The organism is Chryseobacterium sp. ZHDP1 (genome assembly GCF_018603435.1).
Lineage (GTDB): Bacteria > Bacteroidota > Bacteroidia > Flavobacteriales > Weeksellaceae > Chryseobacterium > Chryseobacterium indicum.
In genome coordinates, this window is record NZ_CP075682.1 from 4,079,659 (window position 1) to 4,092,696 (window position 13,038).

At 36.6% G+C, this 13,038-nt stretch carries 13 protein-coding genes; all 13 read right to left on the minus strand.

Features of this window, described 5'->3' with window-relative positions; genetic code table 11:
• Positions 1-6 precede the first annotated feature (6 nt).
• Positions 7-858 (minus strand): transketolase, encoded by an 852-nt coding sequence (locus KKI44_RS18905; RefSeq protein ID WP_076392612.1) that lies wholly within the window; start codon positions 856-858, stop codon positions 7-9.
• 394 nt (positions 859-1,252) lie between these two features.
• A complete protein-coding gene (locus tag KKI44_RS18910; RefSeq protein ID WP_214588719.1) occupies positions 1,253-2,812 on the minus strand; it encodes a sodium:solute symporter in 1,560 nt (519 codons plus the stop codon).
• A 153-nt stretch (positions 2,813-2,965) separates the two neighbouring features.
• Positions 2,966-3,265, minus strand: coding sequence for a GNAT family N-acetyltransferase (locus tag KKI44_RS18915; protein WP_175608849.1), 300 nt, complete (start codon positions 3,263-3,265; stop codon positions 2,966-2,968).
• 1 nt (position 3,266) lies between these two features.
• Positions 3,267-3,665, minus strand: a complete 399-nt coding sequence (locus tag KKI44_RS18920) for an OsmC family protein (RefSeq protein WP_214588720.1) — start codon at positions 3,663-3,665, stop codon at positions 3,267-3,269.
• Positions 3,665-3,883: a (4Fe-4S)-binding protein gene (locus KKI44_RS18925; protein ID WP_214588721.1), complete on the minus strand. Its 219-nt coding sequence runs from the start codon at positions 3,881-3,883 to the stop codon at positions 3,665-3,667. The genes KKI44_RS18920 and KKI44_RS18925 overlap by 1 nt, the downstream gene beginning before the upstream one ends.
• Before the next feature lies 1 nt (position 3,884).
• Positions 3,885-4,463, minus strand: coding sequence for a TMEM175 family protein (locus KKI44_RS18930; RefSeq protein ID WP_214588722.1), 579 nt, complete (start codon positions 4,461-4,463; stop codon positions 3,885-3,887).
• Entirely contained in the window at positions 4,463-4,996 is a 534-nt protein-coding gene (locus tag KKI44_RS18935) for an NADPH-dependent FMN reductase (protein ID WP_214591188.1), read from the minus strand. Before KKI44_RS18935 ends, KKI44_RS18930 begins: the two co-directional genes overlap by 1 nt.
• A 21-nt stretch (positions 4,997-5,017) precedes the next feature.
• Complete coding sequence (locus tag KKI44_RS18940) at positions 5,018-5,920, minus strand: pirin family protein (RefSeq protein WP_214588723.1); 903 nt, start codon at positions 5,918-5,920, stop codon at positions 5,018-5,020.
• A gap of 223 nt (positions 5,921-6,143) precedes the next feature.
• A complete protein-coding gene (locus KKI44_RS18945; RefSeq protein WP_214588724.1) occupies positions 6,144-7,019 on the minus strand; it encodes a pirin family protein in 876 nt (291 codons plus the stop codon).
• Positions 7,020-7,255: 236 nt separating this feature from the next.
• Complete coding sequence (locus tag KKI44_RS18950; protein WP_214588725.1) at positions 7,256-8,365, minus strand: DUF4236 domain-containing protein; 1,110 nt, start codon at positions 8,363-8,365, stop codon at positions 7,256-7,258.
• Between the two features lie 133 nt (positions 8,366-8,498).
• On the minus strand, positions 8,499-9,905 hold the full coding sequence (locus KKI44_RS18955) for a DHA2 family efflux MFS transporter permease subunit (protein WP_214588726.1): 1,407 nt from the start codon (positions 9,903-9,905) through the stop codon (positions 8,499-8,501).
• Between the two features lie 334 nt (positions 9,906-10,239).
• The gene (locus KKI44_RS18960) at positions 10,240-11,052 is read right to left on the minus strand and encodes a hypothetical protein (protein WP_214588727.1); all 813 of its coding nucleotides are present in this window, start codon (positions 11,050-11,052) and stop codon (positions 10,240-10,242) included.
• 272 nt (positions 11,053-11,324) lie between these two features.
• Positions 11,325-12,998, minus strand: a complete 1,674-nt coding sequence (asnB, locus tag KKI44_RS18965) for an asparagine synthase B (RefSeq protein ID WP_214588728.1) — start codon at positions 12,996-12,998, stop codon at positions 11,325-11,327.
• Positions 12,999-13,038: the final 40 nt, after the last annotated feature.

Below are 13,038 nucleotides of genomic sequence, written 5' to 3' on the forward strand. Positions count from 1 at the left end.
TAATAATTAATAATCAGCCGGAGCTTCAAGATATAACTGTTTGAAAGCTGTTTCCAGTTGCTCATCATTCGGAGCTTTTCCGTGCCAAGCGTGAGTTCCCATCATATAATCTACACCGTAACCCATCTCTGTATGAAGAATAATGGCTACCGGTTTTTCTTTTCCGGTTTCTGTTTTTGCTTTTTCAAGAATGGCAATTACCGCCTCAAGGTCGTTACCGTTTTTCTCTTCCAGAACTGTCCATCCGAAGGCTTCCAGTTTTGCATGAAGATTTCCTAAAGAAAGTACGTTATCTGTACTTCCGTCGATCTGTTGTCCGTTATAATCGATGGTTGAAATAATATTGTCAACTTTTTTGGCTGCTGCGTACATAAATGCTTCCCAAACCTGACCTTCCTGCAATTCACCATCGCCATGAAGAGAGTAAACCAAAGAGCTGTCTCCGTCCAGTTTTTTACCCTGAGCTACGCCCAAAGCTACAGAAAGCCCCTGTCCTAAAGAACCTGAAGCCACTCTTACGCCTGGAAGACCTTCGTGAGTCGTCGGGTGACCCTGTAATCTTGAATCTAATTTTCTGAATGTACTAAGCTCCTGAACCGGAAAAAATCCGAATCTTGCCAAAGTAGAATAGAATACAGGAGAAATGTGTCCGTTAGAAAGATAGAAATGATCTTCATTTTTACCTTCCATTGTGAAAGGAAGATGATAGTTCATTACCTTTCCGTAAAGGGCTGTGAAATATTCAGTACAGCCTAAACTTCCTCCCGGGTGACCGGAATTTACAGCATGAACCATTCTTAAAATGTCTCTTCTGATTTGTGTAGTAAGAGATTTTAACTCTTCAATACTTTTACTCATTATATAAGATTTATTTGTATGCGAATTTACAATTTTTTGATGGGTTACGGAAATGGAAAAATCCGCGCTGAAAAGTGCGGATTTTTATTATTTAAAAGGAAGTCTGTTTAAAGTTTTTTAATAGATTTCTAAATTTAAGTTTCAAACGCAAAGTCTTTATTTTCAGAGTTAACATTTTAAGATAAGCAAAGTGAAGCAGATTTCATCTGTCATTAAGCGAACGCTTCATCATCCGTCTCTGACGGAAATATCTTTGCTCAACTTCTCAAAAAAATAACAGGTTTCTTTGCGTTTAATAATTATATATACTGTACTTTTTATTAACACAAAAAGAACTGTATTTGTCTGAAAATTATTTTTTAATTTGTTTCAACAGGTTTAAGACATTGGTTTTTTAAACAACCTTCAGATAAGATTTATGTTTTACCAACCAAAGCCCAATGAAAGTTAATAATCCATTCAGAACAATTAACTCTACCCCGATTCTGTAATCCGTATACGTTGTTACCAGATAATTGATAATGTACGTTGCAGCCGGAGCTAAAATTGTTACCGCCAAAATTGAATATTTCCTTGAAATCTGAAATTTCGTGAAAATTCCGAAGGCAAAAAGTCCTAAAAGCGGTCCGTAAGTATAGCCTGCAATCTCCATGATGAGGTAAACAATCGATTTGTCATTCAACGCTTTAAAAACCATAATCAAAATAAAGAAAACGATCGTAAACGTTAAATGAACCTTCATACGAAGCTGTTTTTTCTCTTTTTCCGTTTTGTTTTTGTCTTCATTAAGATTCAAAAGATCTACGCAATACGAACTCGTAACAGCGGTTAAAGCGCCATCCGCAGAAGGAAATAATGCCGAAATTAATCCGATAATGAAGATAACGGAAATAATCATCGGGAAATGCCCCTGAAGCGATAAAGCAGGAAACAGATCGTCTCCCATGATATTTTTAATGTTACCCGCAGAATCTTTGAAACCGAAAATATTGGTTACCGTTTCTCCGTCTATTTTTCCATATTCTGCGCCGTTCTGCAAAGCAAAAAGATAAAGAAGACCTCCTAAAAAAAGGAATGCCAGATTCACAAAAAGCAGCGTTCCTGCGAAAGTGAGCATATTTTTCTTTGAATTTTTAAGATTATCCACAGAGATATTTTTCTGCATCATTTCCTGATCTAATCCTGTCATTGCAATCGTAATGAAAATTCCCCCTAAAATCGTTTTCAGGAAAAATGTTTTGGAATTCGGATCAAAATTGATGAAGTGGGTATAATTTTTCTGTTCTAAAATCGTATACGCTTCGCCTAATGATAAATTTAAATGCGATAAAATATAAACAATACAGGCAACGAGACTGATAATCATAAATGACGTCTGTAAAGTATCGGTAATCACAATTGTTTTTACACCGCCTTCAAATGTATATAAAAGCACCATTAACAGCAGAACCAAAGCCGTAACCCAGAAAGGAACGCCCAAACCTTCCAGAAGGAAAATCTGAAGAACGTTGACCACTAAATATAACCTTGCCGTTGCACCAATTGCCCTTGAAATAATGAAAAAGATTGAGCCGATCTTATGCGCTTCAACGTTGAATCTTTTGCCTAAATAGGTGTAAATCGAGGTGAGATTCATTTTGTAGTACAGCGGAAGAAGAATTGCAGCAACAATAAAATATCCGATGAAAAAGCCGATCACCATCATATAATATTCGAATCCACCGTAGATATATTCAGTTCCCGTCATTTTACCAACTGTTCCGGGAACGGAAATAAATGTTACCCCGCTTAAGCTGGTTCCGATCATTCCGAAAGCAACAAGCCACCATTTACTTTTTTTATTCCCGATAAAAAACGACTGATTATCAGAATTTCGGCTTGTAAAATAAGAAATAACCAAAAGTCCGATGAAATAGACAAAAACAAACAGCAAAAGAACAGTTCCGGAATTCATGCTTTAATTTAAATTTTAGCAAATATAGTTTTTTTCTGTTCTGTCCAAAAAGAAAAAACCTTCAGGATATATTTCCGGAAGGTTTTATATGTAAGGTTGAAGTTAAGACCGATAACTTAGAAGCTCAAACTTAATCTCAACCTTAGCTTAAAACTAAGCCTGTGTCTTATTTACCAGAACATCCTGAAGTTCTTCATGTTTCTGGAACGTAGCCTTGGCAAAAGGACAAAGCGGAATAATTGTTTTTCCGTTCTTTCTTGCAAAATCTACTGCCGCAAGAAGCATTTCTTTCCCAACGCCTTTTCCGTTGTATGCTTCTTCAACTTCTGTGTGATCGATGATGAATCTTTCTTCTCCAGCCCAGGTGTACGTCATTAATCCTGCGTGGTTTCCGTCTATGAATGCTTCAAAATTTCCGTGTTTCGGATCGTTGGTTTGTTTTACTTCAATCATATTATGAAAATTTGGTTAGTATTTCTATATCGTTTGTAAGAATTTTATGAATCGGGCACGCATCTGCAATGGCGTGAAGTCTTTTCAGTTGTTCATCATCAAGATTTGTGCCTTCAAAGCTGATGTCTCTTTTGAAAATGGCTCTTTTCGTTAAAGGAAAATTTTCCAGTTCCACTTCAACGTTTATTTTTTCGACGTTCCATTCTTTTCGGTCGATGTACATTCTCAACGTTGCCGCTGTGCAGCTTGCGAGGGAAGTGGCAAGAATTTCAAAAGGATTGAACCCTTTATTTCCGCCGCCTTTGTCTACAGGTTCATCTGTAATAAGGGTATTTTCTCCCGCAACAACTTTGGTGTAGTATTTTTCTGTTCCTAAACTTGCTTTTACTGTGATTGCCATTATTTTTTTGTATTGAATTGATAACTCAGTGCGCCGGAAGGACACTGGTCGATTTGATTTTTAAGTTCTTCAGCTGTTGCATTTTCAGGTTTCAGCCACGGTCTTTCTTTCGGGTTATACACTTTTGGAAGTGTTTTTACACAGACTGCAGCGTGGATACATTTTTTAGGCTGCCAGATGACGGTAATTTCTCCGTTTACATATTCGTGTGTTTCCATATCAGTTCTCATTTAAAGTTTTTTCTATTCTTCTGTCCGGAATCAGCCAGAGCAAAGCTACTGTATAATACAACCCTACAGCAATATAAGGGTAAATAAATGATACAATAATCCCTGAGACGTACAAAACAATGGATGCATTTTCCTTAAAACGGGAAGCAATGGCCTGTTTCAGTCTGGAATTTTCACCTTCAGCTTTTATAATGGCATTTTCCAGAATCGTATAGGCAATCGCACAGAGCACTAATCCGAATCCGTAAGTAGCCACCGGATTTTTGGCAAAATGAGTTTCTCCGATCCACTCTGTTGCAAAAGGCATTAAAGAAAGCCAGAACAGAAGATGAAGATTTGCCCAAAGAATTTTTCCGTTTACTTTTTTCACTGCCTGAAAAAGATGATGATGATTGTTCCAGTAAATTCCTACATACAGAAAGCTGAAAATATACGCCAGAAATTTCGGGATAAGCGGTTTAAGGCTTTGCCAGTCGTTTCCTTCCGGAACTTTCAGTTCCAGTACCATAATGGTGATGATGATCGCAAGAACCCCATCACTGAAAGCCTCTAATCTTCCTTTGGTCATTATTTAAGGATTGTATTTTTGAAATTTTCCACTTTATTATTAAGCTCTTTCAGCATTTCAGGATTAATGACACCGCTTTCCACATCAAAATTTTCATAAAATTTAGGAAGCGAAAAAGTTTCTTTGATATCCGCTCCGAAATTCGGGAAAAATATCTTTGCCGTGTTCATCACATTTCCGCCGCCGTAACCTCCCGGAGAAGTGGACATCAGAAACATCGGCTTGTCCTGAAAAACCTTCACGTTGATTCTTGAAGCCCAGTCGAAAACGTTTTTAAAAGCGGCGCTGTACGATCTGTTGTGTTCTGCTAGCGAACAGATAATAACATCACATTCTTCTATCGCTTTCAAAAAGTGGTGTGCTTCTTCCGGAAAGCCTTTCTTTTCACGATCTACGGAAAAAACAGGCATATCAAAATCATTCAGATCAATCAGGTTGATTTCTTCATTCTTAAAATCTTTTAGAACGAATTTTACAAGTTCCCTGTTGATGGAAGTGGAAGACGTACTTCCTGCAAATGCTAATATTTTCATCATGTATGATTTAAAATTGAATTACGGTTTTCTGTTTAAAATAGCTTTCGGAAGCGGTACATATTCGTTTTCATCTCCCGGAACCAAAGGAAAAGCATCGTGGTTTTGGTCGTGCCAGTTCACTTTTGCCTGATCGATCAGTTCTTTTTCGGAATTTACAAAATTCCAGAATATAAACCGCTCTTCTTCAAATGGTTCGCCGCCGAAAAGATAAACCGTTCCGTTTTCGCTCATGTAAAATTCGCAGAGTTGGGTGTTTTTGGCAATCATCAGTTGTTTAGATCCGTAAGAATTTCCGTCAGTAGAAACAGTTCCGTCCAGAACATACATAGCAGCTTCTCCGTAAAGATCTTTCCCAATGCTGATCTTTTTTGCCTCTTTGGTTTTAATTTCAATAAAAAACAGCTTGCTGTGAACCGGAACCGGCGATTTTTTCCCAAAAGCTTCACCTGCAATTAATTTATACTGAATTCCGTCTTCCTCCCAAACCGGAATTTCATCTGCTTCAATGTGGTGGAATGTGGGTTCAGACTGTTCCAGATGTTTTGGAAGTCCTACCCAGATCTGGAATCCGTGAAGTCTTTTATCAGAATGCCGCAGGTATTCAGGAGTTCTTTCGGAGTGTACCACACCTTTTCCGGCAGTCATCCAGTTTACGGCTCCCGGTTTTATTTCCAGAGCACTTCCGATGCTGTCTCTGTGGAAAATAGATCCTTCCAGAAGATACGTTAATGTTGAAAGCCCGATGTGCGGATGCGGCGGAACATCCAGATTCTGATAATCTTTTAAGTCGGATGGTCCCATATGATCAATAAAAACGAAAGGTCCGACTGCTCTTTTTTCGCGGAAAGGCAATAATCTTCCCACCAGAAAGTTTCCGATGTCCGCAGATTTTTCTTCTATAATAAGTCCGATGTTTGACATGATGTGCGTGATTTATTTGTATTAAATTTTTGTTTTGAATTTTGAGAAAACTTTCAGATAATGATTTAAAAATTTCAATTGAATCCGTCATTTCGACGCAGGAGAAATCTATTTAGCTTCATAGATTCTTCACTTCGCTTCCGCTGTGTTCTGAATGACAGAGAAATCATTAAAAATCTAAAATTAAGAAAAAGAACAGCTTGATGATGATTTTTAATTAAAATTAATCTGCAAGATAACCGAATCTCCCTAAATTGAAATCTTCAAAAGCCTGCATAATTTCTTCTCTGGAATTCATTACAAATGGTCCATGAGGAAAGATCGGCTCGTTTAAAGGCATTCCGCTGATGATTAAAACGATTGAGTCTTCTGCTGCTTCTATAGTAAAATTTTCTCCTTCATTTTGAAACAGAACGAGATGATTGAGTGGCGCTTTTTCTTCGCCATTTATGAGAATACTTCCTTCTATCACCAATGCAGCAGTATTGAAATTTTTGGGAAAGCTGAATGCTGCTTTTCCACCATTTTTCAGTTTTGCATTCATCATGTGAACCGGACTGAAGGTAAAAGCGGGACCTTTCTGATTTTGATATTCTCCGGCAATCACTTCAATATGTCCGTTTTCTCCAAGATCCACTTTCGTCATATCCGAATTTTTGATTGCCTGATATTTCGGACAACTCATTTTATAAACCGACGGAAGATTTACCCAAAGCTGAACCATCTGGAAAATTCCGCCTTCTTTTGCCCATTCTTTTTCGTGATATTCTTTGTGAAGAACACCTTTTGCGGCAGTCATCCACTGTACATCGCCTTCACCGATAATTCCGCCACCTCCTGCGCTGTCATGATGCTGTACTTTTCCTTTATACGATATGGTCACGGTCTCAAAACCCCGGTGCGGATGAACGCCCACTCCGCGAGGCTGATCTGTTCCGTTAAAGTGAAATTTTGAATTGTAATCGAGCATAATGAACGGATCCATCCTTTTCATATCCATTCCCTGAACGCCCGGAATAAAATTATGAACCCTAAAACCGTCGCCCACAAAATGCGCAGGTTTCGGAGATACTATTTTTTCTATTTTTTTAGTTGCCATAATATGGTTGTATTATGAAGCAAAGGTATTTTAAACAAAAATCCTGTACATTGATCTGTGTTAATAAGGGGGATTGATGATTGATGATTGATGATTGATGATTGCGCTGAACGGGTGTTTTCTGATTTTTATTTGGGATGTAAAAATTCCCCTCCTTTGGAGGGGTGGCGAAAATTTCGGAGAAATTTTTGACGGGCTGGTTTAAAATAGATCTTTAGAAAAAAGTAGGACAGGATTTAAATAAATTCTCTTTGAAAATTACTGAAAGCTCGGCTAAACTCTTCAGCAGATTCATAATTACTAAATTCATATTCTTCATGCATCCCTGTTTTAGTAGTAAAGTTGATATTGCCGTATTTTACAACTGGGATTTTATAATTATTACTGAATCTTTTATCTCTTGTTCCATTTTTATTAACTTTTGCCCAAGTATGATCTATAATTTTTGAATCTCGAGGAACTATAGATGTTTCTCTGAAGTGAGTATATGTATGATGTAAATTTAATTCATCAATTCCGATGATCGCAAAATTAGTTTCGTTGGTATACATTATAATAAACGCAGGATAAATATAAATATCTGCACCATTAGCATTCTTTAAGTACATTGCCTGATATTTGGATTGGATATAGGGAAGAGATTTTAAAGCAAAACGTATTTCACGTCGGTTAACTACTGTGCTAGCTGAAGAACGTGCAACGACTCTGTCCTGAAAATGAGCACTGGTGATATCCCATATTTTATGAGATGCCATAAGATGTTTGAAGGCTTCATAAACGGTTTCAAATTTTCTTTGTATTTCAGGATCAAAATTAATATCGAGGTTAACGCAGCATTTTTCAATCATATTTTCTGTCTGATTAATTGCGTCCAACTGTATTTTTATATCACGGTTTGCATTCTTTTTAATATTTTTATTGATAAATCCATATAAAAATAAATAACTCAATATTTTTTTAGTTTTAGTAATAGATAATGCTTTTTTGATTTTTATTAAGTCGGCAGCAAGCTCTTTTTTCTGATGATGTGCTAATAAGATTGCTTCCTTTATTCCCTGCATATTCTGACTTGTTATTTCATGAATATCTGCACTGAAAATATTGTCATAAAGATTATTTTGAGTATAATAATCAGGATAATTTAAAGAAGATTCAGGTGTTGGATTAGAATTGCTAAATTTTTGGCGGTTTGAGATACCAAGTATAGTTGTATTGACTGTTGTACCAGTGTTACTGAAATTAACGCTCAGTCCTTTTGTTCCAATGGAAGTAGATATTCCTTTTTTGCTAAAATTTAAATGAACTCCCGGTATTATTTTAACTCTTTTTCTGTAGCTCCAAGCCATGTTTATTATTTTAGTTTCTGGTTATTGATGTAACAAAAATAATAAGACAACGTGTTAATTTTTTACGGAAAACCGTAATAGTCTGAAGCTTTTGGATTCTTTTAAGAAAAATAATTAAGGCGAATTATTATGATCAATCCTCCTTCGATTTCATATTCTTCCCATCCGAAATATGAAGCCTGCGGAAAATAAATCCGGAAATAATCGTTAAAATTCCCACAGTAAGAAAAGTATAGCGGAAAGCATTATGAGTTTCTCCGTGAATAAGATCTGTATTTTCGAAAATTTTAAGTACAATTAATCCGAAAGCAATTCCGAATCCGATGGCAAGCTGCTGATTGACGGATATAAGTGAATTTCCGCTGCTGGTCTGAAAATTTCGAAGATCCGCAATAGAAATCGTATTCATCGAAGTAAACTGAATGGAATTAAAGAATCCCAAAATGGAAATAATAGGAATAAACCAATACAATGAGGTGTTGATATCGGGAATTGCCAGAAGACAGATCAGCGTTCCGATAATAAAAGTATTCGTCATTAAAGTCTGTCGGTAACCAAAACGGTCTAAAATTTTTATCACGTATGATTTTCCGAACATTGCAGTTAAAGCCATCGGAGCGATGATCCAACCGGAAGTTACTGCCGACTGTTTATAGGCAATCTGAATCATTAACGGTAAAAGTAATGGTACAGAGCTGATTCCCAATCTGGTGGCAAGATTTCCGACAATTCCGACTCTGAAAGTTCTTACCTGAAATAGATTTAAAGGGAAAATAGGACTTTCATCCCGTTTTGCGTGTCGGTAATAGTAATAAAGACAAAGAAAACCAAGAATGAAAATGACCAAAACCGGAGTAGTGTTCTGCATATCTCCGAAAAGTTCCAAAGCAATGGAGAGCAGGAGAGAGGCGGCTGCGAAGATCAAAAATCCTTTCAGATCAAAATCTACATCTTTGGATTTATAATTGGGCATGAATTTTATGCCTAAAACAATTCCCAGAATTCCGATCGGGATGTTAATTAAAAAAATCCAGTGCCACGAAAGATAATCTACCATATAACCTCCCACCAAAGGACCGAGAACAGGACCAATTAATGCGGGAATAATGGCAAAGTTCATGGCTTTTAATAATTCGCTTTTATCGAACGTTTTAATTAAAGCTAATTTTCCGACAGGTGTCATTAAACTTCCTCCGACTCCCTGAATAACTCGCGAAATAACCAGATGAGTAAGATTTTGAGACATGGCACAGAACAGAGATCCCAAACTGAAAAGAATCAGAGAAAATATAAACACTTTTTTGGTTCCGAAACGGTCTGCCAAAAATCCGCTTGCCGGCATAAAAACGGCTAAAGTAAGAACATAACTGATGATGGCGTTTTGCATATTCAGCGGAGATTCCTGAAGGTCTTTTGCGATGGAAGGCAAAGAAGTATTCAGAATAGTGGAATCCAGCATCTGCATGAAGATTGCTGTTGCAAGAATCAGCGGCAGAATTTTTTTAATTGAATTTTGGGGCGGCGAAAGTGTTTCTGACATGTATTTTTACTGGAAAGCTTCCAGATTTGTTTGGTTCAAAAAAAATGAGAATGTAATTTTCAAAGCAATTTTTGTTCCTTTTAATAAAAGAAAAGGTATTAATTATTGTGGAATGCTTTCATTTCTACGAAGGGGAAATCTAGTTGCTGCAATATTTTTCCTGATACTCCTGAACTATTTTAATTTTTTTGATGTTATCAATAACGATATTTATAAGATTCTATTTTCTTACAATCCTCCGAGCAATTATGAATATTTGTGCAAACATTTGTGCGATTTGCGTTAAAAAAACTCCAACAAAAAAGTCCTGCGAAATTTCACAGGACTTTTTAATTTATTTTCTTGGTTTTTCAACCCCTTTCCATTCTTCGCCGGCTTTTCTGTACTGGCTTAATTCGAAAGTTTTGAAATCTTTTGTTTTGTATTCGATGTTGTCTGTGTTTTGTTCAAACGGCATAATATAATAAAAATCTGCATCTGTTCTGTCCGTTTTTGTACCTTTTTTCACAGAAGGAACATATTTTGAGAATTTATAGCTTGGAAGATACTGTTTCACTCTCGCATAAAACGCTTTATTTTCTTTCTCTTCAGGAATGATATCTACAATATTGAAATCTTCTTTTTCTTTATTGATCCAAAGATAATACGTTTTATCTTCTCCTGTATTTCTATTATTGGAGTTAAAGGCATAAAGTTCTTTCGGAACGAGTTCTTTGATCTTTTCTGCATCAACTTTTGTATAATACTGTCCTTTTGAAGGATCTACATACGTTTCCAGATTGTACATTAAAACAGAATTGTTATCCAGATTTTTGTTTTTGAAATACTGGTTTAACGATAATTCTGCCGTCTGTCTCAGTTCTTTACCTCTTGCATCCAGTTTTTTAGTCGGATTCTGAGGATTTACTTTTTTTACAAATTCATATAAAACTTTTGGTTTTATATCTTTAAGGTGAGGATACGTTTTCAGCTGCTCCGCTTTTACCAGCCAGTAATATTGTTGGTAGAAGTCGTCTTTATCGCCATCTTTCACACTTTTATACACCATTGCCAGTTTTTTGGAGCTAAGATATTTACCATATTTTCCCTGTCCGAAAGCAAAAGTCATGGATAATAAAGCAAATAAGATAGTAATGTTTCTTCTCATTTTTTTATAATTGATATTTTCGTTTTCCAAATATAATTATTTATTAGATAATATATTTGATTAACGGTTAAATTCTGACAATATTATTGATGTAAATGCAAAAGAAAATCCTGTATTGCTACAGGATTGATAAATTTTTATGTAAAGTTTAGATTTTTGAGGTTTAGTATTTCGTTTCAGAATGCTCATCTTCTATTTGTTAAACAAAAAATAAAGAATGAAAAAAATATCTCACAAACTCAAAAAACGCTCACACTCTCATACTTCTAAATCTATTCTCCGTAAGAAGTTTCATGCACTTTTACTGCTCTTCCACTCGGATCGTTCATGTTTTTGAATGCTTCATCCCATTCCAGTGCAATCGGCGTAGAACAAGCAACGGAAGGAACCGAAGGAACTGTTGCAGCCGCAGTTTCACTTGGGAAATGCTCTTCAAAAATTGTTCTGTAACGGTATTCTTCCTTGTTTTGAGGCGTATTCAAAGGGAATCTGAATTTCGCATTTGCCATCATTTCGTCTGTTACTTCTTTTTCAGCAACGGCTTTTAAAGTATCGATCCATGAATAACCGACTCCATCTGAAAACTGCTCTTTCTGTCTCCAAACAATAGATTCCGGAAGAATATCTTCGAAAGCTTTTCTCAGAACCCACTTTTCAATTTTTCCTTCGGCAGCATTTACCATTTTATCTTTTGGATTCACAGTCATGGCGATATCCATAAATTCTTTATCAAGGAAAGGAACACGTCCTTCAATTCCCCAACTCATCAATGCTTTGTTGGCTCTTAAACAATCGTACAGGTGAAGTTTTCCTAATTTTCTTACCGTTTCATCATGGAATTCTTTCGCATTCGGAGCTTTATGGAAGTATAAATAACCACCGAACAGTTCGTCAGAACCTTCTCCGGAAAGCACCATTTTAATCCCCATGGATTTAATCACTCTTGCCAAAAGATACATCGGAGTAGAAGCTCTCACTGTTGTTACATCATACGTTTCCAGATGATAAATAACATCACGAACCGCATCCAGACCTTCCTGAACGGTAAAATTAACTTCATGGTGAACCGAACCGATGTGTTCTGCTGCTTTCTGAGCTGCTGCCAAATCCGGCGATCCTACCAAACCGACTGCAAAACTGTGCAATCTCGGATACCACGCTTCCTGTGTATCTCCGCTTTCCACTCTCTGTCTTGCAAATTTTGCCGTAATCGCAGAAATTACGGAAGAATCTAATCCGCCTGAAAGCAAAACTCCGTAAGGAACGTCGCTCATCAATTGTCTGTGAACTGCATCTTCCAGTCCTTTTCTTAATTTCTCAATATCCGTTTCGTTATCTTTTACAGCGTCAAAACTTTCCCAGTCTCTTTTGTACCACTGCTGAAGCTGGCTTCCGTCTTTGCTGTACACCAAATGTCCCGGTAAAAAAGTCTCAATGGTTTTGCAGACTCCTTCCAGCGCTTTCAGTTCTGAAGCAACGTAATAGTTTCCGTTTTTATCCCAACCGTGATATAGAGGACAGATTCCCATGTGATCGCGTGCAATGAGATACACATCATTTTCTGTATCATATAAAGAAAAGGCAAAAATTCCATTTAATTTTTCAACAAAATCTTTTCCGTATTTTTGATATAAGGCTAAAATAACCTCACAGTCTGACTGTGTCTGAAATTCGTAATCAGGAAATTCTTCTTTCAGTTCTCTGTGATTGTAGATTTCACCGTTCACGGCAAGAACTATTTTTCCGTCTTTGGTAAATAAAGGCTGTTTTCCGGAGGTAGGATCCACGATGGCAAGTCTTTCATGAGAGAAAACCACTTTATCATTCTGGAACACTCCGCTCCAGTCTGGACCACGGTGACGAATTTTTTTAGACATTTCAAGAACCTGAGGTCTTAACATTTCAGTTTTTTGTTTGGCATCAAACAAACATACAATTCCACACATTTTTTGTTATTTAATTTGAAACAAAAGTAGAATAGTGGTT

What these genes read in the sequence shown, in the direction of transcription:
- KKI44_RS18955 (WP_214588726.1), bottom strand. Translation starts at nt 9,905, where the DNA reads ATGTCAGAAACACTTTCGCCGCCCCAAAATTCAATTAAAAAAATTCTG.
- KKI44_RS18920 (WP_214588720.1), bottom strand. Translation starts at nt 3,665, where the DNA reads ATGGCAATCACAGTAAAAGCAAGTTTAGGAACAGAAAAATACTACACC.
- KKI44_RS18950 (WP_214588725.1), bottom strand. Translation starts at nt 8,365, where the DNA reads ATGGCTTGGAGCTACAGAAAAAGAGTTAAAATAATACCGGGAGTTCAT.
- KKI44_RS18945 (WP_214588724.1), bottom strand. Translation starts at nt 7,019, where the DNA reads ATGGCAACTAAAAAAATAGAAAAAATAGTATCTCCGAAACCTGCGCAT.
- KKI44_RS18930 (WP_214588722.1), bottom strand. Translation starts at nt 4,463, where the DNA reads ATGACCAAAGGAAGATTAGAGGCTTTCAGTGATGGGGTTCTTGCGATC.
- asnB (WP_214588728.1), bottom strand. Translation starts at nt 12,998, where the DNA reads ATGTGTGGAATTGTATGTTTGTTTGATGCCAAACAAAAAACTGAAATG.
- KKI44_RS18905 (WP_076392612.1), bottom strand. Translation starts at nt 858, where the DNA reads ATGAGTAAAAGTATTGAAGAGTTAAAATCTCTTACTACACAAATCAGA.
- KKI44_RS18935 (WP_214591188.1), bottom strand. Translation starts at nt 4,996, where the DNA reads ATGAAAATATTAGCATTTGCAGGAAGTACGTCTTCCACTTCCATCAAC.
- KKI44_RS18960 (WP_214588727.1), bottom strand. Translation starts at nt 11,052, where the DNA reads ATGAGAAGAAACATTACTATCTTATTTGCTTTATTATCCATGACTTTT.
- KKI44_RS18910 (WP_214588719.1), bottom strand. Translation starts at nt 2,812, where the DNA reads ATGAATTCCGGAACTGTTCTTTTGCTGTTTGTTTTTGTCTATTTCATC.
- KKI44_RS18915 (WP_175608849.1), bottom strand. Translation starts at nt 3,265, where the DNA reads ATGATTGAAGTAAAACAAACCAACGATCCGAAACACGGAAATTTTGAA.
- KKI44_RS18925 (WP_214588721.1), bottom strand. Translation starts at nt 3,883, where the DNA reads ATGGAAACACACGAATATGTAAACGGAGAAATTACCGTCATCTGGCAG.
- KKI44_RS18940 (WP_214588723.1), bottom strand. Translation starts at nt 5,920, where the DNA reads ATGTCAAACATCGGACTTATTATAGAAGAAAAATCTGCGGACATCGGA.